At 64.4% G+C, this 20,996-nt stretch carries 16 protein-coding genes and 1 pseudogene; 11 read left to right on the forward strand and 6 right to left on the reverse strand.

From position 1 onward, the window contains the following. Positions 1-19: 19 nt before the first annotated feature. The 3 genes from fmdA (at position 20) to AC0L2O_RS04300 (ending at position 2,804) form a co-directional block, all read left to right on the forward strand. Positions 20-1,249 (forward strand): formamidase, encoded by a 1,230-nt coding sequence (gene fmdA, locus AC0L2O_RS04290; RefSeq protein WP_409191450.1) that lies wholly within the window; start codon positions 20-22, stop codon positions 1,247-1,249. 92 nt (positions 1,250-1,341) lie between these two features. Next, a complete protein-coding gene (locus tag AC0L2O_RS04295) occupies positions 1,342-1,719 on the forward strand; it encodes an FmdB family zinc ribbon protein (protein ID WP_473368818.1) in 378 nt (125 codons plus the stop codon). Between the two features lie 44 nt (positions 1,720-1,763). Next, entirely contained in the window at positions 1,764-2,804 is a 1,041-nt protein-coding gene (locus tag AC0L2O_RS04300; protein WP_473368819.1) for an aliphatic amidase, read from the forward strand. A 68-nt stretch (positions 2,805-2,872) separates the two neighbouring features. On the opposite strand, the gene AC0L2O_RS04305 is transcribed toward AC0L2O_RS04300, so the two are convergent. From AC0L2O_RS04305 to AC0L2O_RS04325, 5 genes are all read right to left on the reverse strand, one after another. Continuing rightward, complete coding sequence (locus AC0L2O_RS04305; RefSeq protein WP_473368820.1) at positions 2,873-3,703, reverse strand: MlaD family protein; 831 nt, start codon at positions 3,701-3,703, stop codon at positions 2,873-2,875. 100 nt (positions 3,704-3,803) lie between these two features. Beyond that, the gene (locus tag AC0L2O_RS04310; RefSeq protein ID WP_473368821.1) at positions 3,804-6,023 is read right to left on the reverse strand and encodes an acetate--CoA ligase family protein; all 2,220 of its coding nucleotides are present in this window, start codon (positions 6,021-6,023) and stop codon (positions 3,804-3,806) included. A gap of 236 nt (positions 6,024-6,259) precedes the next feature. Beyond that, entirely contained in the window at positions 6,260-6,976 is a 717-nt protein-coding gene (locus tag AC0L2O_RS04315) for a DUF1614 domain-containing protein (RefSeq protein ID WP_369720445.1), read from the reverse strand. A 60-nt stretch (positions 6,977-7,036) separates the two neighbouring features. Further along, the gene (locus AC0L2O_RS04320) at positions 7,037-7,606 is read right to left on the reverse strand and encodes a class GN sortase (RefSeq protein WP_473368822.1); all 570 of its coding nucleotides are present in this window, start codon (positions 7,604-7,606) and stop codon (positions 7,037-7,039) included. A gap of 172 nt (positions 7,607-7,778) precedes the next feature. Then, the gene (locus tag AC0L2O_RS04325) at positions 7,779-10,040 is read right to left on the reverse strand and encodes a marine proteobacterial sortase target protein (RefSeq protein WP_473368823.1); all 2,262 of its coding nucleotides are present in this window, start codon (positions 10,038-10,040) and stop codon (positions 7,779-7,781) included. Positions 10,041-10,226: 186 nt separating this feature from the next. Here AC0L2O_RS04325 and AC0L2O_RS04330 point away from each other — a divergent pair, with 186 nt between their 5' ends. Continuing rightward, positions 10,227-10,997 carry a helix-turn-helix domain-containing protein gene (locus AC0L2O_RS04330; RefSeq protein WP_369720447.1) on the forward strand — a complete coding sequence of 257 codons (771 nt, stop codon included), beginning with the start codon at positions 10,227-10,229 and terminating at the stop codon, positions 10,995-10,997. Positions 10,998-11,073: 76 nt separating this feature from the next. On the opposite strand, the gene AC0L2O_RS04335 is transcribed toward AC0L2O_RS04330, so the two are convergent. Then, complete coding sequence (locus AC0L2O_RS04335; RefSeq protein ID WP_473368824.1) at positions 11,074-12,624, reverse strand: acyl-CoA synthetase; 1,551 nt, start codon at positions 12,622-12,624, stop codon at positions 11,074-11,076. A 270-nt stretch (positions 12,625-12,894) separates the two neighbouring features. Between AC0L2O_RS04335 and AC0L2O_RS04340 the strand changes: the two genes are divergently transcribed. The 7 genes and pseudogenes from AC0L2O_RS04340 to AC0L2O_RS04370 all read left to right on the forward strand — a co-directional run bounded on the left by AC0L2O_RS04340 (position 12,895) and on the right by AC0L2O_RS04370 (position 20,872). After that, positions 12,895-14,031: an acyl-CoA dehydrogenase family protein gene (locus AC0L2O_RS04340; RefSeq protein WP_473368825.1), complete on the forward strand. Its 1,137-nt coding sequence runs from the start codon at positions 12,895-12,897 to the stop codon at positions 14,029-14,031. Between the two features lie 169 nt (positions 14,032-14,200). Continuing rightward, a pseudogene (locus AC0L2O_RS04345) lies at positions 14,201-14,368 on the forward strand (acyl-CoA dehydrogenase family protein); the annotation flags it as partial. After that, positions 14,368-15,024 (forward strand): glutathione S-transferase family protein, encoded by a 657-nt coding sequence (locus tag AC0L2O_RS04350; protein ID WP_369726602.1) that lies wholly within the window; start codon positions 14,368-14,370, stop codon positions 15,022-15,024. The pseudogene AC0L2O_RS04345 and the gene AC0L2O_RS04350, both read left to right, overlap by 1 nt. A gap of 299 nt (positions 15,025-15,323) precedes the next feature. Next, the gene (locus AC0L2O_RS04355; protein WP_369720450.1) at positions 15,324-16,124 is read left to right on the forward strand and encodes an AraC family transcriptional regulator; all 801 of its coding nucleotides are present in this window, start codon (positions 15,324-15,326) and stop codon (positions 16,122-16,124) included. 199 nt (positions 16,125-16,323) lie between these two features. Continuing rightward, positions 16,324-17,190 carry a beta-keto acid cleavage family enzyme gene (locus AC0L2O_RS04360; protein ID WP_473368826.1) on the forward strand — a complete coding sequence of 289 codons (867 nt, stop codon included), beginning with the start codon at positions 16,324-16,326 and terminating at the stop codon, positions 17,188-17,190. Between the two features lie 92 nt (positions 17,191-17,282). Continuing rightward, positions 17,283-18,899: an acyl-CoA carboxylase subunit beta gene (locus AC0L2O_RS04365; protein ID WP_473368827.1), complete on the forward strand. Its 1,617-nt coding sequence runs from the start codon at positions 17,283-17,285 to the stop codon at positions 18,897-18,899. Further along, the gene (locus tag AC0L2O_RS04370) at positions 18,896-20,872 is read left to right on the forward strand and encodes an acetyl/propionyl/methylcrotonyl-CoA carboxylase subunit alpha (RefSeq protein ID WP_473368828.1); all 1,977 of its coding nucleotides are present in this window, start codon (positions 18,896-18,898) and stop codon (positions 20,870-20,872) included. Before AC0L2O_RS04365 ends, AC0L2O_RS04370 begins: the two co-directional genes overlap by 4 nt. Positions 20,873-20,996 lie beyond the last annotated feature (124 nt).

Genomic DNA, 20,996 nt, shown 5'->3' on the forward strand with positions numbered 1-20,996 from the left:
GTAAAAGGGGAGCATCTCGATGCCAGAGACACTGATCAAGGTCGATCTCACCAAGTCGGCTTACGATAATGACATGGTGCATAACCGCTGGCACCCCGACATCCCGATCGTGGCGTGGGTCAATCCCGGCGACGATTTCATCATCGAGACCTATGATTGGACCGGCGGCTTCATCAAGAACAACGATTCCGCTGATGACGTGCGCGACATCGATCTGTCGATCGTGCATTTCCTCTCGGGCCCGATTGGCGTCAAGGGCGCCGAACCCGGTGATCTCCTGGTGGTCGACCTGCTCGACGTCGGGCCGATGAAGGAGAGTCTCTGGGGCTTCAACGGCTTCTTCTCCAAGCAGAACGGCGGCGGCTTCCTGACCGACCACTTCCCGCTGGCGCAGAAGTCGATCTGGGACATCAAGGGTCTCTACACCTCGTCGCGTCACGTCCCCGGCGTCAACTTTGCCGGGCTGATCCATCCCGGCCTGATCGGTTGTTTGCCCGATCCGAAGATGCTGGAGACCTGGAACAAGCGCGAGGCCGAGCTGATCTCGACCGATCCGACCCGCGTGCCCGGACTTGCCAATCCTCCATTTGCGGCGACCGCGCATGGCGGCCGCGCCAAGGGCGATGTGAAAGCCAAGATCGGTGCAGAAGGTGCGCGCACCGTGCCGCCGCGCGAGCATGGGGGCAATTGCGACATCAAGGATCTGTCGCGCGGCTCGAAGATCTACTTCCCGGTCTACGTGCCCGGCGCCGGCCTCTCGATGGGCGATCTGCACTTCAGCCAGGGCGACGGCGAGATCACCTTCTGCGGCGCCATCGAAATGGCCGGTTGGCTGCATCTGAAGGTCGAGGTGATCAAGGACGGCATGGCGAAGTACGGCATCAAGAACCCGATCTTCAAGCCCTCGCCGATCACGCCGAACTACAAGGATTATCTGATCTTCGAGGGCATCTCGGTCGACGAACAAGGCAAGCAGCACTATCTCGACGTTCACATCGCCTATCGTCAGGCCTGCTTGAATGCCATCGAGTATCTGAAGAAGTTCGGCTACTCCGGCGCCCAGGCCTATTCGATCCTCGGCACCGCGCCGTGCCAGGGCCACATCTCCGGGGTCGTCGACGTGCCCAACGCCTGCGCCACGCTGTGGCTGCCGACCGAGATCTTCGACTTCGACGTGATGCCGTCGTCGGCAGGCCCGATCAAGCATATCACCGGCGATATCCAGATGCCGATCTCGCCGGACAAATAGTCCCTGCGCGACGGGATGTGGGACGGCACGGATTTGCCGCCCCGCATCCGCGGCGGAGCATGTTGAACAAGCACTAGCGTAGGGATGAAGCGATGCCGGTCTATGAATATCTCTGTGACAATTGCGGTCCGTTCAAGGATTTGCGCCCGATGGCGGAATGCGACGATCCGCAAAACTGTCCGCATTGCGAGACGATGGCGCCGCGCGTGATCCTGACCGCACCAAATTTCTTCTGCATGCCGTCGGAGAAACGCAAGGCGCATGCGGTCAATGAGCGCAGCACGCACGCGCCGCAGACATCAGCGCAATACAGGGCCTCGCATGGGCCCGGTTGCGGCTGCTGCTCGTCGGGCAAGACCGTGAAAGACAAGGGCTCGGCGGACAAGACCAAGCCGAGCCGGCTGGTGACCAAGACCAGGAGCGGCGCCAAGGGCTTTCCCACCGCGCGGCCCTGGATGATCAGCCACTAACGCCCGCAGCAATCTCAGACGAATAAAAGACAGGAGCGCGCAACATGCTTCACGGTGACATTTCCAGCAGCAACGACACCGTCGGTGTCGCGGTGGTCAACTACAAGATGCCGCGCCTGCACAGCAAGGCCGAGGTGCTCGACAACGCCCGCAAGATCGCCGACATGCTGGTCGGCATGAAGGCCGGTCTGCCCGGCATGGACCTGGTGATTTTCCCGGAATATTCCACCCAGGGCATCATGTACGATTCCAAGGAGATGTACGAGACCGCCTCGGCGGTGCCCGGTGAAGAGACCGCGATCTTCGCCGAGGCCTGTCGCAAGGCCAAGGTGTGGGGCGTGTTCTCGCTGACCGGCGAGCGCCACGAGGAGCATCCGAACAAGGCGCCCTACAACACCCTGATCCTGATGAACGACAAGGGTGAGATCGTGCAGAAGTACCGCAAGATCATGCCGTGGGTGCCGATCGAGGGCTGGTATCCCGGCAATTGCACCTATGTCTCCGACGGTCCGAAAGGGATGAAGGTCAGCCTGATCATCTGCGACGACGGCAATTTTCCGGAGATCTGGCGCGACTGCGCCATGAAGGGTGCCGAGCTGATCGTGCGCTGCCAGGGCTACATGTACCCCGCCAAGGAGCAGCAGATTCTGATTTCCAAGGCGATGGCGTGGGCCAACAACGTCTATGTCGCCGTGGCCAACGCCGCCGGATTCGACGGCGTCTATTCCTATTTCGGTCACTCCGCGATCATCGGCTTCGACGGCCGCACCCTCGGCGAATGCGGCGAGGAGGATTACGGCATCCAGTACGCCCAGCTCTCGAAACATCTGATCCGCGATGCGCGCCGCAATGGCCAGTCGCAGAACCATCTCTACAAGCTGGTCCATCGCGGCTACACCGGGATGATCAATTCCGGCGAGAGCCCGCGCGGTGTCGCGGCGTGCCCGTACGATTTCTACAAGAACTGGATCGCCGATCCCGAAGGCACCCGCGACATGGTCGAGGCGATGACCCGCTCGACGCCGGGGACCGACGAGTGTCCGATCGACGGCATTCCGAACGAGGCCGCGCCGAGCAACTATTAGGTTGTTGTTGCTGCTGCGCCGGCAAGAGGCATGGTGCGCCCTTTTCGGAGAACCGGCTCGCAATGTTCTTAATGCTTCTGCTGTGTGGGCTTGCGCGGCGGGCGCGGGGCAACGGGCGGTGAGGGTGTCCCGCTCATCTTGTTGGCGGCCTCGCTGATGTCGAGCAGGGTCTTGCGACCGTCCTCGAGGTAGCTCGCCGACTTCTTTCGCATGGTGTCGGCGAGCTCGTGCATTTCCTTGATCTTCTCGAACATCTCGTCGGCCTTGCCGTCGGCGAAGCCCGGCACCACGCTCTCGATCTTCGTGACCGCCTTGTCGAAGCCCGCGAACGCATTGTCGACCTTGAGCATGACCGCGTCGATCTCGTCGCCCTTGCCTCTGAGATCGGCCGTGTAGTCCTCGAACGTGCGCAGGCCCTCCTTGATCGCGGGCGCGTTGCTGACGATGGTGCGGTCGACGCTGTGCAGGGTGTCGACAATGGTTTCGGCGTCACTGAGATCGGCGGTCAGTACCGGGATGCCGTCCTCGTCCAGCGGCACCGGTGGCGCGGACGGGGCGCCGCCGATCAGCGAGACCGCGGCAACGCCCGTGAGGCCCTGGAACTCGATGCCAGCCACGGTGTCCTTGCGGATCGGCGCAGCATTGTCGAGCATCACCAGCGCCACCACCTTGCGCGGATTGTCCAGCTTGATCGAGAGGATCTGGCCAGCCGGCACGCCATCGAAATTGACCGGCCCACCGCGGCGGAGGCCGCTGGCGGAACCGCCTTCGAACACCACGCGCAGCTGGCTGCGGCTCTGGATGGACCGCCATTTCTGCACGCCCAGCAGGCCGCCGAACGCCACGGCGATCACCGCCAGCGTCGCCGTCCCGATCACCAGATTGCTCGCGCGTGCCATACAGGGGTGATTCTACGGCCAAAGCGGGGAGTTTGGAAGGATGATGCTTCGGTCGTGATGTTAAGTAGGGCGGGTTGGCTCTAAAATCCGCCCTACGGCTTCAATGCCCGGCGGCGCGCTTGGCCGCAGCGTTGTTCAGCACGATGAGCGCATCGACCGCAACGCCGGTCCTGGGGTTGATCAGGAACGGATTGACGTCGATCGAGGCGATCCGGTCGCCGGCATCCGCGATCAGGTTGGACAGGCCGACCAGCGCCTTTACCGCGGAGGCCTCATGCAACGCCGGCTTGCCGCGATAGCCGCGCAGCTTGACGCCGGCCTTGGTGCGGCCGATCAGCAGCCGCGCCTCGGTCTCGTCCAGCGGTGCGCCGGCAAGCGCCACGTCCTTCATCAGCTCGATGTCGATGCCGCCGGTGCCGAACAGCACGACTGGCCCCATCTCGGCGTCGAGCGAGGCGCCGACCACCAGCTCGAGATCGGCCTTGACCTGCTGCGCGATCAGGATGCCATCGAGCTTCGGCTTGCCCTTCAGCTTCTTCACCCGCGCCGTGATGTCCGTAAACGCCTTTTTCACCTCGGCCGCACTGTTGAGGTTCAGCACCACGCCGCCGATGTCGGATTTGTGCAGGATCTCGGCGCTGACGACTTTTGCCACGACCGGATAGCCGATCTGCTTGGCGATCTTCACCGCCTCCGCCGCCGTCTGCGCGATACCCTCCTTCGACACCGGGATGCCGTAAGCCTTCAGCAGCTTCTTCGAGGCGACTTCGTCGAGCGCGGCGCCGGTCGCCGATCTCAGCGCCTTCTCCAGCACGGCACGCGCGGCAGGCTTCGAGCTGGAGACGATATCAGGCACTTCCTTGCGCAGCCTGGCATAGTCGAGCAGCGATTTGATCGCAGTGACTGCGCGGTCCATGCCCTGCATGACGGCAAGGTGCGGCAAGGATTTGCGCAAACCCTTGGTGAACTCGGTGAAGCCGATCGACATCGCGCTGATATAGATCACGGGCTTCGAAGCCCGGCTCGCCATCTCGTCGACGATGCGCAAATTGCGCTCGCGCAATTCATGGGGGGCCTTTGGCAGCTCGGCATCGACGATCACGATGTCGATGTCGGGATCGTCGATCATCAGCTTGATCGATCTCATGTAGACGGAGGGATCGACCACCGCGGCAAAGCCGGCGTCGAGCGGGTTGCCGACGATCGAGCCCGGCCCGAGCATTTTTGCAAGTTCCGAGCTGACATGCGGGCTCAGCGGCGCGAAGTTCAGGCCCGCCGCATAGAAGGCGTCGATCAGCATGCCGCGCTTGCCGCCGGACAACGTCACCGCGGCAAGCCGGTCGCCTTTGGGCACCGCGGCGTGGACGAAGCATTCCGTGGTCTCGATCAGCTCGTCCAGCCCGCCCACGCGAATCACGCCCTCGCGCGTCGCGATCGCATCGAACGTCTCGATCGAGCCGGCGAGCGCTCCAGTGTGCGCCATCGCGGCGGCGCGGCCGCCCTCGGACGATCCGAGCTTGAGCGCGATCACCGGCTTGCTGGCGGCGCGCGCGGCCTTGCAGGCATCGCGGAATGCCTTGGTGTTGCGTACGCCTTCGAGATAGACCACGATCACCTTGATGCTCGGATCTTCTGCGAAATAGCGCATCAGGTCCGGCGTCTCGAGCCCGGCCTCGTTGCCGGTCGTGACCATGTAGCCGACACCGACGCCGCGATCTTCCAGCGCCTGGCGGATCGCCATGACGATGGCGCCGGACTGCCCGGCGATCGCCACCGGGCCCTGTTCCATGGTGACGATCCGGTCGTCGATGTTGGTGAAGAGCTTTTCACCGGCGCTCAAATTGCCGAGGCAGTTCGGACCGGTGACCGCGAGGCCCGTCTCGCGCACCGCGGCTTGCAATTCCGCGGCGAGCTTCTGGCTCTCCTCATCCTGCAATTCGCTGAAGCCGGAGGTGACAATGGTGGCGGATCGCGCGCCGGCGGCGGCGGCGTCGCGGATCACCTGCACGGCAAAGCGCGCCGGCACCAGCACCAGGACGTGATCCGGCTTCTCCGGGAGGCTCGCAAAGTCCTTGTAGCAGGGCACTCCCCAGATGGCGTCGCGCTTGGCGTTGACCGGATAGAGCCCGCCCTCGAAGCCGTATTTGACCAGATTGTTCCAGATGCGCTCGGCATAATTGCCCGGCTTGTCGGTCGCGCCCACCAGCACGATGTTGCGCGGATGCAGCATGGCATGGATGCCCCTGACGATGTCGCTGGCGTCCGGCCGCGGGGCCCATGAACGGGGAGACGGAGAAACCGCGGGCGCTTGAGCTTCCATGACGCATCCTCATCTTTTGTTATTGTTGCTGGCGGTGGTTCTGTTTTGTGCGATGTCTGCCGAGGGCATTTGCGAAGCGTAATGCCACGTGACGGAATGGCGGGGCGTCACGCGAGAACGCTAACATCGCCGGAGTTTTGGCGAAAGTGCGGACAATTCTTGTGGCGCGCTGACGAACATTCGGCAGCATCCTCGCGCCGGTGAAGGGTCCACCCATCCAATAGCGCGCGATGAGCTCACCAGGTCTCACGCGGCCGTGACGGCGATGCGATGCCTGCGAGCAGCACGGCGAGAATGCCGGTGAGGAAAATGCCGTCGAACGTCCCGGCACCGCCGATCGAAGCGACGGGAGCGCCGAGGCTACCGATCTTGTCGAGATTGAGGAGGTCGGCTCCGATCAACGTTCCGATCGAGCCGCCGATATAGGCCAGTGGTGCTGCGTGTTCACGCGACAGCAGAAAAGCAAGGATCGCTGTCGCGACCACGGGCGCAAAGACGGGGACCGCGATTCCGACACCCGGCACGGGCGTTGCCGACATGTGCATGATGAGAGCGATGGCGACGACCGCGATCGTCGCTTTCAGCCAGAGCTGATAGCGGAGCACCAGATAGGTCGACATCATCGTCGGAATGACGGCACCGCCGACATTGACCGCGAGCACGGTGCCCGGCCATTGCGTCACCAAGGGCACCACGTACCGCATGCCGAAGAAATCGACGATCTCGCCGGAACGCACCACTTTTGACGGCAGCACCGTGATCGGGATGTTGAAGTAGCTGCCGATCAACGAACCGAACAGCAGGAACAGCGCAACACCTGGACCGACCCCGAGCCGCATATAGGCGTAGCGCAGGATGCGGAGCTGGACCAGGATGATCAGCCCGGCAAACAGCAGCACCAGGACGGAGAACAATCCGGGCGTGATCGGCAGGTACTGGGCCTGGCTGTGCATGGTCAAACTCGGGCAGAGAATTCCACTGCAGCATCCCACGAGATACTGGCAATGACAAACCTATCCGCCGGTTCCGATCAAGCTGGCATGAAGGACGTAGCGCTCCGGGCCGGGCGTGACGGCATCGAATGGCCAGCAGGTCGTGAGTACGAGTTCGTAATTCTGCGTCGCAGGATCAATGCCCGATGCGTCGAAACGGACGACGCTGGAGGCGTCCGCGCGATAGCGAAAGTGCTTGCTGTCGGCGCGCGTGATCTCGATCACGTCGCCGATCGCGACATTGCGGAGGAAGCGGAAATGCGTATCGCGATGTGCGGCATAGACGGCAACGCCGCGTTCGCCGGCGTCAACCGTTTGGTCGAGATGGCCGGGGCCGAAGGCAAGCGCCTGGCCGCTCGTGCCGGCGAGCACGATGGCGCTGGCGCCGATCCGCTTCACCTCGATCCGTGCCACCGGCCAGGTATCGGCCCAGGACCATGGCTTCACCGGCTGACCGGTCGCGATGCTGCTGTCGAACGCGCGCTCCAGCAACATCTGCGCGAGCCAGGCCTTGGCATGGATATAGGCGCCATCGCCGAACAGGATGATACCGACAATGGCAAGAGCGAGAGGAGAGATGAAGCGGGGCATTGTGTCCACCGTCGTCATTGCGAGCGCAGCGAAGCAATCCAGAGTCTTTCCGCGGACGCAGCCTGGATTGCTTCGCTGCGCTCGCAAAGACCAGGAGAAAAAGGCGCGCGCGGCCGTTGAGACGGGGACGGGCAGCCGCGCGCGCAAGGAGAGGAGTTCGGGGGCTCCTCTCTCAAGCGGCGTCAGTGAGCAAGGGCTGACGCCGGTTGAATACGAACAGGATCAGGGCGAGCACGATCAGGACCAGGCCTGCGATCATCTTCAGCTCGGCCGAGGTCGCGGTCTTGGGCAGCCGGATCGCATCAGGCGCGACGGGTGCCGCCCGCCTGGCCGAGGCTTGGCCTGCATCGGCGCGCCGCTCGTGCAGTTGCGTCGGCGCCTGCTGCGGCCGTTCGCCAAAGACCTTTGCGAAATCCCAGCCGGCAGGCAGGTTGATCGGCAGCTCGCTGAGCTTGAGCGGCTCTCCTTCGGGGCGGCGCGGCGTCTTGTCGACGGCAACCAGGCTGGTCAGCCGCGTGACGATCTGGTGGTCGAGTGCCAGCGCCAGGATGGCCTTGTCGGCATCTTCCGGCGTCATCTCGCGCAGCGTGCGCGCCACTTCCGCATCGGCGATCTTGCGCTTGGCCCAGAGCTTTGACAGGCCCTTGCCTTCGGCGGCATTTTGCAGCGGCAGCGTCACCGACCACGGGCGGTCGCCGACCCGTCCCTTGATCTCCAGCGAACCTGCGAGCTTGTCGAGCTTCGCTGCCAGCACCAGCGGCTCGTCGCGGTAGACGTCGGGAATGATCGCCGGCGTGACGTCGGCGTTGGCCTCGGAGAATTTTACGGTGAGACCGGTCACGGCGGGATTCTCCAGCTTGGCGAACAGGCCGCGCATGCGCTCCTCGACCTGCTCGACGGAGCCGATATGGGTGAAGGCGCCGCGACCAAGCTCGGCAGCGCGCGTCATCAGATAGGTGTTGGGCGCGGACCCGATGCCGACCATGAAGACGCGCGAGCGGCCGCGCATCGCCGTGATGGTTTCGAACAATTGCTGCTCATTGCCGATCGCGCCGTCGGTCAGGAACACGACCTGGCGGACCATCCTGGTCTCGCCCAGACTGTCGGTCAGCGCCGCGCGCATGGCCGGTACCATCTCCGTGCCGCCGCGTGCCTGCAGCGCGCCGACGAACGCGGTCGCCTGGCCGACATGCGCGGCGTCGGCCGGCACCGAGGCCGGAAACAGCACGTCCATGGTGTCGTCGAAACGAATGACGTTGAAGTGGTCGGTCGGCTGAAGCCGGCCGAGTGCGTAGAGCAGGCTCGCCTTGGCCTGGACGATCGAGGTGCCGCCCATCGAGCCCGAATTGTCGATCACGAACACGACCTCCCGCGGCAGCGGCTTTTGAGTGGTCTGCTCAGCGGTTGGAGGCGTGACGAAAGCGAGCAAATAGTCGGCATCGCCGACATGCTCGCGGAACAGGCCGACCGACGGCGCCTTCTCTGCCGCCGGCTTCCAGGTCAGCTCGAAATCGCGATCGGCGGGGACAGTGCCGTCGGCGAGTGTGACGACGCGCGTGGCACTGTCGGGGCTCTCGATCTTGACGTTGTGGTGGTGGCTCTTCACCTCGCCGAGCGCAAAGCCGGCCTTCAGGCGCACCGTGATGCTGGTCGGATTAACTGGCGCGTTCTTTGCGGGATCGAGCACGGGTGGCGAGATGCGGTCGCGGTCCGGCACCGGGTCTGACGTGCTCGCGCCCCAGCCGGAGCCGTCGTTGCGGAAGTCGACGCTCTGCACGATCGGCGCCGGATTATAGCGCGGTCCGACCACCAGCGGCACCCGCAGGGAATATTCACTTCCGGATTGATGCACCGGCTCCTGATATTCGATCTGAACCAGCACGGTTTCGCCGGGGCCGATATTGGCGACCGAGTTGGTGAAGATGTTAGGCCGCTCCTGTTCGGTCAGCGCGGCGGTCTGTCCGGCGCGGCGCGCCTGCTCGTAGATGATTCGCGCCTGCTGACGCTCCTTGATGTCGCCAACGATGACGCGGTCGCCGATCACCATCTTCAGCGTGTCGACCGCACCGTCGGCGGCGAGCGGATAGACATAGGTCGCCTCGACCCAGTCCTGGGTCGGGTTGCGGAAGACCTGCGTGATGCGGGCGCGCAACGTCGGGCCGGATACCGTGATATCGACGTCGATGCCGAGGCGGATGGCTTCCGTCGTGGCGCCGTCCTCTTTCAGGAGGAGGGTGCCGGAGCGGGCATCGCCGGGCTGAAGCAAGCTCGCCTGCTCCGTCGTCGCCGACCAGCCCGGCTCGAAGCTGACCAGCAGGGCCACGAAGCTGACCAGAAGCACGGCAACGCCCTGCACCAGAAGAAACAATCCGAGCCTGATCAGCTTGCCCAGGAGGGGGTGCTCGCTGCTGTCGACCGCGTCGTAATTGTCCATTTGTCCTGCTCCCGAAGGGTGTTGACGGCGCCGAGCATCCGCCGGGAGGGCTGGATTCCGCGAGCAGAATGATCGGCAATGTTCCGCCGCGGCCGGCCGCGAGCCCGCCTCGCCCCGGCGGTCCCGTGCGGTTTTGTGCTGACTTGTCCGTCCTGCTAGAGTGTTACTCGTGGAGCAGGGTTAACGATGCAGACGCAGGACAAACTCTCCGACAGGCAGCTTTCGGACGAGCAAAGCCGCGAGGTCGCCGAGACAATTCGCGAGGAAATCGCCAGGCGCCGGATCTCGCGACAGGCGCTGGCCGAGCAGGCCAAGCTCAGCCTGTCGACGCTGGAGAAGGCGCTCGGCGGTCGCCGGCCGTTCACGTTGGCGACCACGGTACGGCTGGAGCAGGCGCTGGGCGTCTCGTTACGCAAAAGCGCGGTCGTGGTGGCGTCTCCGGCCGGCAACGATGTCGCGCCCGACAGCCTCGGCTCCTATTCGCATCGCGCGGTGACCTGGCTCGAAGACGTCTACATCACGCTGCGGCCGTCGTTCGGCGACAAGGATGCGATCTTCGCCTATCGCACCGAGATCGTCTGGGAGCCAAAGGTGTCGTCGCTGGTCTTCCGCGAGGGCGAGCGGACCGATACGGCCTATGAGCACACCGGCGAAGTTGCGGTCCCGCACCAGTCCGGCTTCATCTACCTCGTCATCAACAAGCACGGCCAGCACCGTGTGATCACGGTGTCGCGGCCGACGGTGGCCGGCGAGATGTACGGTATCATCTCGACGCTGCGCGCCGGCTCCGGCTCGCAGCTGACGCCGATCGCAGCGCCGATCGCCTATGTGCCGGCTGCAAACATCGGCGATCCGGCTGTGGGCCGTATCGCCTCCGACCATGCGAACTACAAGCTGTATCGAGATCACCTGCGGCGGACGATCGACGAATCCTTTGCGCTGTTCTTGCCCGCCTAGACTGGCGCCCGAATTGCCGCCCCGCGCGAGCATGCCCGTGACAGAAGAACAAGCGCCCGAAAGAACGGCGCTTTGGTCAGGCGCTGATGACTTTCTTGTCGGTTTCCGAGGTCACCGAAAATTCCTTGCGCAAGGTCGGCTTGTGGATCTTGCCGGTGGCGTTGCGCGGCAGCGCATCGACGAAACGAACCTGGCGCGGGCATTTGAAGCGCGCGAGATTGGCCGCGCAGTGTGCGAACACGTCGGCCTCGGTCAGCCTTTGCCCGGGCTTGAGCGCGACGATGGCAAGGCCAACCTCGCCCCATTGCGGATCGCCGATGCCGATCACGGCGGCCTCCGCGATTGCGGCGATCTGATGCAGCACGTTTTCGACCTCGGCGGGATAGACGTTCTCGCCGCCGGAGATGTACATGTCCTTCCAGCGGTCCACGATGTAGTAAAAGCCTTCTTCGTCGACGCGCGTGGCATCGCCCGTGTGCAGCCAGCCATCCGTAAAGGAAGCTTTGTTCGCCTCCGGCCTGTTCCAGTAGCCGGGCGTGATGTTCGGCCCCTTGACCCAGAGCTCGCCAAGTTCGCCGATCTCGGCGTCGCTGCCGTCGGGCCGCACGATGCGCACCTCGGTGTGCAGCACCGGCTTGCCCGCCGAGCCTGCCTTGCGTGCCGCATCCTCGCGGTCGAGCACAAGCACGGCCGGAGAAGTCTCGGTCATGCCGTAGCCTTGCTGGAGCGCGACGCCACGGGCTTCCCAGACCTTCAGCAGCGGCACCGGCATGGGCGCGCCGCCAACGCCGCCGACATTCAGCCGCCCGAGATCGGTCGTCGCGAACGCCGGATGCTGCGCCATGAACTGATAGATCGCGGGCACGCCGAAGAACACGTTGATGCCCTGCGCGGGATCGTCGATCAGGCCGAGCGCCGTGCCGGGATCGAACGCGCGCATGATCATCACGGTGCCGCCGGCATGCAGCACCGGATTGGTGTAGCAATTCAGCCCGCCGGTGTGGAACAGCGGCAGCACCGTGAGCAGCACCGAAGACGGCCCAATGCAGGCGGGGCCGCCGAGGTTGACGCAATTCCAGAAGGTCATGCCGTGGGTGATGGTGGCGCCCTTCGGATGTCCCGTGGTGCCCGACGTGTACATGATGGTCGAGACGTCATCGAGCGTGACCTCTTCGATGCGGTCGAGCGGCTTTGCATCCGCGATGCCGGCCTCGTACGCGCCGCCGGGGCCGAGTAGCAGGCTGGCGGCAACGCCGCAGAGCTTGGCCACGGTCAATGCGGTCTCGGCCAGATCTGTGTCGTGGATCATCACCTTCGGCGCGCAATCGGCGGTGATGAACTGGAGTTCGGGAACGGTGAGGCGGGTGTTCAGCGGCACGAAGACAGCCCCGAGCCGGCCGCAGGCGAACTGTACCTCGAGCGTATCGGTCGTGTTCAGCGCCAGGACGGCGACACGGTCGCCGCGCGAGACCTTCAGCGTGTCGCGCAGGAAGGAGGCGAGATGCGAGACACGTGCGTCGAGCTGCGAATAGGTGAAGCGGCGATCGCTTGCGAGATCGATAACCGCGACCTTGTTTGGCGTGCGGCGGCCGTGATGGACGATCCAGTCGTAGTAACGAACGGCCAAAATTCCCTCCCTTGGCGGCCTGGCGCCACCTGCGTTCTTATTGCCGTGCACCATGCCCGGCGTGGCCCTGAGAGGCCAGCCGGAGTTTTATGTGCCGCGTCTTTTTTGATTTGGAGTTGGCCTGCGAGGGACGAAAATCGTCTTGCGTTGAGTTGCTAGCCCATCGCCCGTGCGAAACGGCATCCCGGATCAGCCACTCCGCGCAAGTGAGCCGCCGACGTTCCGGTCATGGTGAACGCAAGGAATCGCCGTCAGCGAGGCGAAAGCGCAATGACAAGCCCGTTCTATACCGCCGAGCACGACGCCTTCCGCGACGTGATGCGCCGTTTCGTCGAGAAGGAGATCGAGCCGTTCGCCCATGAATGGGACGAAGCCGGCGAATTCCCGCGTACCCTCTATCGCAAGGCCGCCGGGATTGGACTACTGGGGCTCGGATTTCCCGAGGAATATGGCGGGATCGGCGCCGATCAGTTCATGAAGATCGTGGCGAGCCAGGAGCTGGCACGTGCGGGTGCCGGCGGCGTCAGCGCCAGCCTAATGAGCCACACCATCGGCGCGCCGCCGATCGCGCGCGCCGCGCGTCCCGAGGTCAAGGCGCGGGTGCTGCCGCAAGTGTTATCGGGCGAGAAGATCTCCGCGCTTGCGATCACCGAGCCGGGCGGCGGCTCCGATGTCGCGAACCTCCGCACCAACGCGCGGCGCGACGGGGATCACTACGTCGTGAGCGGCGAGAAGACGTTCATCACCTCCGGGATGCGCGCCGATTATCTGACCGTTGCCGTGCGCACCGGCGGCGAGGGCGCAGGCGGCGTCAGCCTGCTCCTGATCGAGGGCGACACGTCCGGCCTGTCGCGCACCAAGCTGAAGAAGATGGGCTGGTGGGCGTCCGATACCGCGACCTTGCATTTCGACGACTGCCGCGTGCCGGCCGAGAACCTGATCGGCGAGGAGGGCCACGGCTTCAAGATCATCATGCACAACTTCAACAGCGAGCGCATCGGCATGGCGGCGAGCTGCACCGCCTTCGCCCGCGTCTGCCTCGACGAGGCGATTGCCTACGCCAAGGAGCGCAAGACGTTCGGCAAGCCGCTCGCGCAGCACCAGGTGATCCGGCACAAGATCGTCGACATGGCGCAGAAGGTCGCTGCAAGCCAGGCGATGCTGGAGCTGCTGGCCTGGCGGCTGGAGCAGGGCGACAGCCCGGTCGCCGACATCTGCATGATGAAGAACCAGGCGACGCAGACCATGGCGTTCTGCGCCTCGGAAGCCGTGCAGATTTTCGGCGGCGCCGGCTTCATGCGCGGCATCAAGGCCGAGCGCATCTACCGCGAAGTCAAGGTCAACGCCATCGGCGGCGGCACCGAGGAGATCATGAAGGATCTGGCGAGCAGGCAGATGGGGTTGTGAACTTCCGTCATTCCGGGGCGCGCAGCGAAGCGGAGCGAGCTATGGTGCGCAATTGCGCACCTGGGAATCCATCGGGCCTCATGTACCGCAGAGAAATGAATTCCGGGCTCATCGCTTCGCGATGCCCCGGAATGACGATGGAGAGACAATGCTTTTCACCGCCGACCACGCCTGCTTGCAATATTGGGGCGGAATGGGCTTTACCAACGAGACGCCGGTCAGCCGTGCCTGTCGCGACAGCCGTCTGACCTCAATCGGCGGCGGCGCCGACGAGGTCATGCTGATGGTCTTGTGCAAGATGATGGGAACGCTGCCCGGCAGCAGAGGGAATGCTTGATGATCACGCTCTATCATTGCGACGCCGCGCGCTCGTTCCGTCCGCTCTGGATGCTGGAGGAGATGGGGCTGCCGTATGAGCTGAAGATGCTGCCGTTCCCCCCTCGGGTGTTCGCCAAGGAGTATCTTGCGCTCAATCCGCTGGGCACGATTCCCTTCCTGGTCGATGGGGAGACGAAGATGACGGAATCCTCCGGCATCTGCCACTATCTCGGCATCAAACACGGCCCGACGCCGCTGATGGTGGATCCCGAGGATGCCGCCTATGGCGCGTTCCTGAACTGGATGTATTTCAGCGATGCGACGTTAACCTTCCCGCAGACGCTGGTGCTCCGCTACACCCAGCTCGAGCCGGAGGAGCGCCGCAATCCGCAGGTCGCCGGCGACTACGCCAAATGGTTTCTGGGGCGGCTGCGCGCGGTCGAAGCCGCGACCGCGAATAGCGAAACCCTGTGCCCCGGCCGCTTCACCGCCGCCGACATCGTGATCGGCTACGCGCTGCGGCTGGCCGACAATATCGGGCTCGCCAAGGATTTTGGGCCGAATGTCGCGGCGTACTGGATGCGCCTGCAACAGCGCGAAGGCTTCAAACGCGCCGTCGCGGCGGAGCAGAAGGCCGGAATCGAGCAGAACATCGCGCCGAGGGTGAGGGCTTAATGGTCGTCCTGGCGAAAGCCAGGACCCATTACCCCGGGGAGCAGTTTGGCGAACACGCGTCGTTGCTACCTTCGTGCCGCAATACCTTTTCGGGGTAATGGGTCCTGGATCAGCGCTCCGCTTTGCTGCGCTTGTCCAGGACGACGATATTATCAAGAGTTCCGGGTCGTCCGCGCCCCATCCCGGAACGCCGATCTTTTGCGCTCCATGACAGCGCTACCGCGCCGTGACAGTGCCCAAATTTCCGCTAAGGTGCCTCGTCCGCAGCGGCCAGAGAGCCGTCGCGAGGAGGACCGCCAATGGAAGATCCGGGTCGCGAATCCGACCATCTGATGCTGATCACGCCGGAGCGGGTGTTTTACGCCGGTCTGCTCGGCCGCCCCCGCAAGCGGACCCCCGGTTGCTGCCATGTCTATGTCGCGGTCAAAGGCAATTTGCATCTGACGATCGACGACGTCCACGCCACCGGCGAATTGCTGGTAACCCTGCCGAACCAGCGGCACTCCATCGCCAGCGACTATCGCACTGCGATCAGCGTCACGCTCGAGCCGGAAAGCATGCCGAACGGCGTGATCGAGGCGCTTGCGGAGCGGCTCTCCGGACCGGACAAGGCTATATATGTCCGCAAGATCCTGGCCGCTTACGCGCTGCTGCGGCAGCGCCGCTACGGCGATATCACCACCGCCGAATTCGACGAGATGTGTTTTGGCGAGGCGCTGCCGCGCCGCGCGCTCGACCCCCGCGTGATGCGCGCTGTCGCCCGCATCGGACGCTTCACGGGCGAGCCGGTGACGGCGGATACATGCGCCACGGAAGCCGGCCTGTCCGCCTCGCGCTTCCTGCACCTGTTCAAGGAGGAAACCGGCATCTCGTTCCGCTCCTTCCGCGCCTGGAAACGGGCAAGGCATCTGCTGCACTTCGCCAACCAGGACCTCAACCTCGCCCATCTCGCGCAGGATATCGGCTATCCCGACTCGACTCATTTCAGCCATTCGATCCGTCGCTTCTATGGATTGAAGCCTCGCGCGATCTTCGTCGGCTCGCGCGATCTCGCGATTTATCGCAGCAGCGAGACGGTGAGGCTAGCGGAGGCGAGCTAGCAACGCTCTCGTAGGGTGGGTAAAGCGTAGCGTGCCCACCACTTTCGTCAGGCTTGGAGACATGGCGGGCACGGCGCAAGAGCGCCTTTGCCCACCCTACGATTCCTCGTTTTCCGCTAGCTTCTCCGCGCAAGAAGCCGCAGCCCGCGCGTCACATGATCGCAAGCGTTGAATCCTCAACCTGCGAGACATTTGGGGCATGAGCGACAAGGCCGTCATCACCTGCGCGCTGAACGGCGTGCTCACCGACCCCAAGCAGCACAACGTGCCGGTCACGCCCGAGCAGATGGCGCGCGAGGCCAAAGCTGCGTTCGATGCCGGCGCCAGCATCATGCACATCCATCTGCGCCAGCAGGCGCCGGACAAGGGGCATCTGCCGTCCTGGGAGGTCGCCGTCAGCAAGGAGATCCAGCAGGCGATCCGGGAGGCCTGCCCCGGCGTGATCATCAATCACACCTCTGGCGTATCAGGACCGAACTACTCGGGCGCGCTCGACTGCATCCGCGAGACCAGGCCGGAGATCGCGGCCTGCAACGCCGGCTCGCTGAATTACCTGAAGGTCAAGGCCGACAGCAATTGGGCCTGGCCGCCGATGATGTTCGACAATTCGGTCGAGAAGGTGAAGGACTATCTCGACGTCATGAACGCGGTCGGCACCATCCCCGAGTTCGAGTGTTTTGATGTCGGCATCGTCCGCTGCGTCGGCATGTACAACCAGGTCGGCATGTACAAAGGCCCGCTTGAGTATAATTTTGTGATGGGCGTCGCCTCCGGCATGCCGTCAGATCCCGATCTGCTGCCGATCCTGCTCAAGCTGAAGCTTCCCGGGGCACATTGGCAGGTCACTGCGATCGGCCGCGAGGAGATCTGGCCGCTGCATCAGCGCTGCGCCGAGCTCGGCGGCCATTTGCGCACCGGGCTGGAGGACACCTTCTATCTCGCCGACGGCAAGAAGGTCACGTCGAACGGCCAGCTGATCGAGGCCGCCGCCGCGTGCGCGCGTCGGATGGGACGCGAGATCGCAAGCCCGGCGGAGGCGCGGAAGATCTTTGGGACGAATCTCTGAATGTCGTTCCGGGGCGCGCGAAAGCGCGAACCCGGAACCTCGAGGTTCCGGGTTCGATGCTTCGCATCGCCCCGGAACGACGGAGTAACACTGTGTCCACCATCGAAAACACCATCTCCCCCGGCAGCGCCGCCTACCACGCCAACCGCGACGGCATGCTCGGCCTGATCGACCGCATGCGCGCACTGGAGGAGCGCACGCGCGCCGCATCTGCCGCAGCGAAAGATCGCTTCCACAAGCGCGGCCAGCTGCTGCCGCGCGAACGCGTTGCGCTGGTGCTCGACCCCGGCGCGCCCTTCATCGAGCTGTCCACGCTCGCCGGCTACATGTTCGACGTGCCCGACGCCGGCAAGAGCGTACCCGGTGGCGGCGTCATCGCCGGCATAGGTTTTGTATCGGGTATCCGTTGCATGATCAGCGCCAGCGATTCCGGCATCGATGCCGGCGCGCTCCAGCCTTACGGTCTCGACAAGACGCTGCGGGTGCAGGAGCTCGCGCTGGAGAACAAGCTTCCTTACGTCCAGCTGGTCGAAAGCGCCGGTGCCAATCTGTTGCGCTACCGTGTCGAAGACTTCGTTCGTGGCGGCAACATCTTCCGCAATCTCGCCCGGCTCTCCGCGGCTGGATTGCCGGTCGTCACCGTGACGCATGGCTCGTCCACTGCCGGCGGCGCCTATCAGACCGGCCTGTCCGACTACATCGTCATGATTCGCGGTCGCACCCGTGCGTTCCTCGCAGGTCCCCCGCTGCTGAAGGCTGCGACCGGTGAGGTCGCGACCGAGGAAGAGCTCGGCGGCGCCGAGATGCACACGCAGGTGTCCGGCCTGGGCGACTATCTTGCCGAGGACGACCGCGACGCACTGCGCATCGCCCGCGAGATCATGGCTGCGCTCGAATGGCAGCGGCCGGAGCGGGCGGCCGCGCAATATAAGCCACCACGCTATGATCAGGACGAACTGCTCGGCATCATGCCGATGGACCACAAGCGCTCCGTGGACATGAAGCAGGTCATCGCGCGGATCGTGGACGATTCCGATTTCACCGAGATGGCGCCGAATTACGGCCCGGCCACCGTCTGCGGCCATGCCCGCATCGAAGGCCAGGCGATCGGCATCATCACCAACAACGGTCCGCTGGACCCGGCCGGCGCCAACAAGGCCACGCATTTCATTCAGGCCTGCTGCCAGACCCGCACGCCGCTGCTGTATCTGAACAACACCACCGGCTACATGGTCGGAAAGGCCTATGAGGAAGCCGGCATGATCAAGCACGGATCGAAGATGATCCAGGCGGTGACCTCGGCAACCGTGCCGCAGATCACCATCTATTGCGGCGCCTCGTTCGGCGCCGGCAATTACGGCATGTGCGGGCGCGGCTTCCATCCTCGCTTCTGCTTCTCCTGGCCCAATGCCAAGACCGCCGTGATGGGCGGCGAGCAGGCCGCCGAGACCATGGCGATCGTCACCGAAGCCGCCGCCGCGCGGCGCGGCAAGCCGGTCGAGAAAGACAAGCTCGACGCCATGAAGGCGCAGATCGTGGGCGTGTTCGACGGTCAGATGGACGTGTTCTCGACCAGCGCGCGCGTGCTCGACGACGGCGTGATCGATCCGCGCGATACCCGTGCGGTGCTGTCCGAGGTGCTCGCGATCTGCCACGAGGGCGATGCGCGGACGCCGCAGCGGATGCAATTCTCGGTGACCCGCCCATGAGAAACGGATCAGTGCAGCACCGGCCGTTCTTCAAGGTCCTGATCGCCAACCGCGGCGAGATCGCGCTCCGCGTGATGCGCAGCGCGCGACAGCTTGGCCTCGGAGTGGTCGCGGTCTATTCGGATGCGGATCGCGATGCGCTCCACGTGCGGCAGGCCGATCAGGCCGTGCGCATCGGCGAGGCCCTGCCGGCGCAGTCTTATCTCAACATCCCCGCGATCATTGCCGCGGCGAAAGCCAGCGGCGCGGATGCCGTGCATCCCGGCTATGGCTTCCTCGCCGAGAACGAAGATTTTGCGCAGGCCTGCAAGGATGCGGGCCTCGTCTTCATCGGCCCGTCGCCGCAGGCGATCGAGGCGATGGGCAACAAGGCCGGCGCCAAGGAGATCATGAAGAAAGCCGGCGTGCCCTGCGTGCCCGGTTATCAGGGGGCGGACCAAAGCGACGAGGTCATGCTCGCGGAGGCCAAAAAGGTTGGCTTTCCCGTAATGATCAAGGCGGTGGCGGGCGGTGGCGGACGCGGCATGCGGCTCGTCACCGGCGCCGGGTCTTTCGCAGATGCTTTGCGTAGCGCACGTTCCGAGGCCAAAGCCGCTTTTGGCGATGCGACCGTGATCCTCGAACGCGCCATCCAGAATCCGCGTCACATCGAGATCCAGGTGTTCGGTGACAGCCACGGCAACGCCATCCATCTCGGTGAACGCGATTGCTCGGTGCAGCGGCGGCATCAGAAACTGATCGAGGAAGCGCCGTCGCCGGCGGTGACGCCGGTGCTGCGCGCGAAAATGGGCGAGGTCGCGGTCGCCGCCGTCAGGGCGCTACGCTACGAGGGCGCCGGCACGCTGGAATTTCTGCTCGACGAAGCTGGCGAATTCTACTTCATGGAGATGAACACGCGGCTGCAGGTCGAGCACCCCGTCACGGAAGCGATCACCGGCCTCGATCTCGTCGAGCTGCAATTGCGCGTCGCGCGCGGCGAGCCGCTTGCCGTCAAGCAGCAGGACATCCGCTTTTCCGGCCACGCCATCGAGGTGCGGCTGTGCTCGGAAGATGCCGCGCATGATTTCATGCCGCAGTCCGGTCGCATGGCGCGGTGGCAGGTGCCGGAGGGCATCCGGGTCGAGCACGCGCTGCAATCCGGCTCGGAGATCCCGCCGTTCTACGATTCCATGATCGCCAAGGTGATCAGCCATGGCGCGACACGCGAAGAGGCGAGGGGGCGGCTGATCCTCGGCCTGGAGCAGATCACCGCGTTCGGCGTGACCACCAACCAGGCGTTCCTGATGTCGTGCCTGCGCCATCCCGGCTTTGTCAGGGGTGAGGCGACCACCGCGTTCATCGGAGCGCATCGCGACGAACTGCTTGCGCCGCGCGGGGACGCTGCCTTCACCGCCGCGCTCGCGGGTCTCCTGCTCTACGTCACCAATCCAAAGGCGCCCATATGGCGCAGCGGCCGGAGTTTGTCGGCAACGTTCGCACTGCCTGTGAAATTCGAAATCGCCGGCCACACAGTTGAACTCGAAGTCACCCGCGAGCGCGATGGCGGGTACATCGTCGCCGTCGGCGAGCGCCAGGACAGGTTCGAGATCGACCAGCTCAATCACGACGTTGTCCGCTTCCGCCACGATGGCGTGATGGACAGCGCAAGATTCCTGCGCGACGGGGACCAACTCTACCTTCAGCACCGCGGCATTCCGCTCGCGGCTAACGATCTCACTCTCGCCGCACCAAAGGCTGTCACCGCGAACGGCGGCGACGGAAGAGTCCGCGCCGTGCTGAATGGTCGCGTCATCGCCGTGCTGGTCAAGCCCGGCGATCGCGTCACCGCCGGGCAGCCGGTCTTGACGCTGGAAGCGATGAAGATGGAGCACGTCCACAAGGCCGGCATCGACGGCGTCGTCGCCGCGATCGACGTCGCGGAGGGCGAGCAGGTGACGACCGGTAAGATCGTGGCGGAGATCGGGGCGGGGTAGGGCGGCTCAGTCATTGCGAGCGCAGCGAAGCAATCCAGAGTCTTTCCGCGGAGGGATTCTGGATTGCTTCGCTGCGCTCGCAATGACGATGTGGGGACGGTGTTGCCTCAAACCCAACTCGTCC

It is taken from the genome of Bradyrhizobium sp. Kon10 (assembly GCF_055807395.1).

Coding starts and splice junctions, on each gene's coding strand:
- fmdA (WP_409191450.1), top strand. CDS start 20: ATGCCAGAGACACTGATCAAGGTCGATCTCACCAAGTCGGCTTACGAT.
- AC0L2O_RS04295 (WP_473368818.1), top strand. CDS start 1,342: ATGCCGGTCTATGAATATCTCTGTGACAATTGCGGTCCGTTCAAGGAT.
- AC0L2O_RS04300 (WP_473368819.1), top strand. CDS start 1,764: ATGCTTCACGGTGACATTTCCAGCAGCAACGACACCGTCGGTGTCGCG.
- AC0L2O_RS04305 (WP_473368820.1), bottom strand. CDS start 3,703: ATGGCACGCGCGAGCAATCTGGTGATCGGGACGGCGACGCTGGCGGTG.
- AC0L2O_RS04310 (WP_473368821.1), bottom strand. CDS start 6,023: ATGGAAGCTCAAGCGCCCGCGGTTTCTCCGTCTCCCCGTTCATGGGCC.
- AC0L2O_RS04315 (WP_369720445.1), bottom strand. CDS start 6,976: ATGCACAGCCAGGCCCAGTACCTGCCGATCACGCCCGGATTGTTCTCC.
- AC0L2O_RS04320 (WP_473368822.1), bottom strand. CDS start 7,606: ATGCCCCGCTTCATCTCTCCTCTCGCTCTTGCCATTGTCGGTATCATC.
- AC0L2O_RS04325 (WP_473368823.1), bottom strand. CDS start 10,040: ATGGACAATTACGACGCGGTCGACAGCAGCGAGCACCCCCTCCTGGGC.
- AC0L2O_RS04330 (WP_369720447.1), top strand. CDS start 10,227: ATGCAGACGCAGGACAAACTCTCCGACAGGCAGCTTTCGGACGAGCAA.
- AC0L2O_RS04340 (WP_473368825.1), top strand. CDS start 12,895: ATGACAAGCCCGTTCTATACCGCCGAGCACGACGCCTTCCGCGACGTG.
- AC0L2O_RS04350 (WP_369726602.1), top strand. CDS start 14,368: ATGATCACGCTCTATCATTGCGACGCCGCGCGCTCGTTCCGTCCGCTC.
- AC0L2O_RS04355 (WP_369720450.1), top strand. CDS start 15,324: ATGGAAGATCCGGGTCGCGAATCCGACCATCTGATGCTGATCACGCCG.
- AC0L2O_RS04360 (WP_473368826.1), top strand. CDS start 16,324: ATGAGCGACAAGGCCGTCATCACCTGCGCGCTGAACGGCGTGCTCACC.
- AC0L2O_RS04370 (WP_473368828.1), top strand. CDS start 18,896: ATGAGAAACGGATCAGTGCAGCACCGGCCGTTCTTCAAGGTCCTGATC.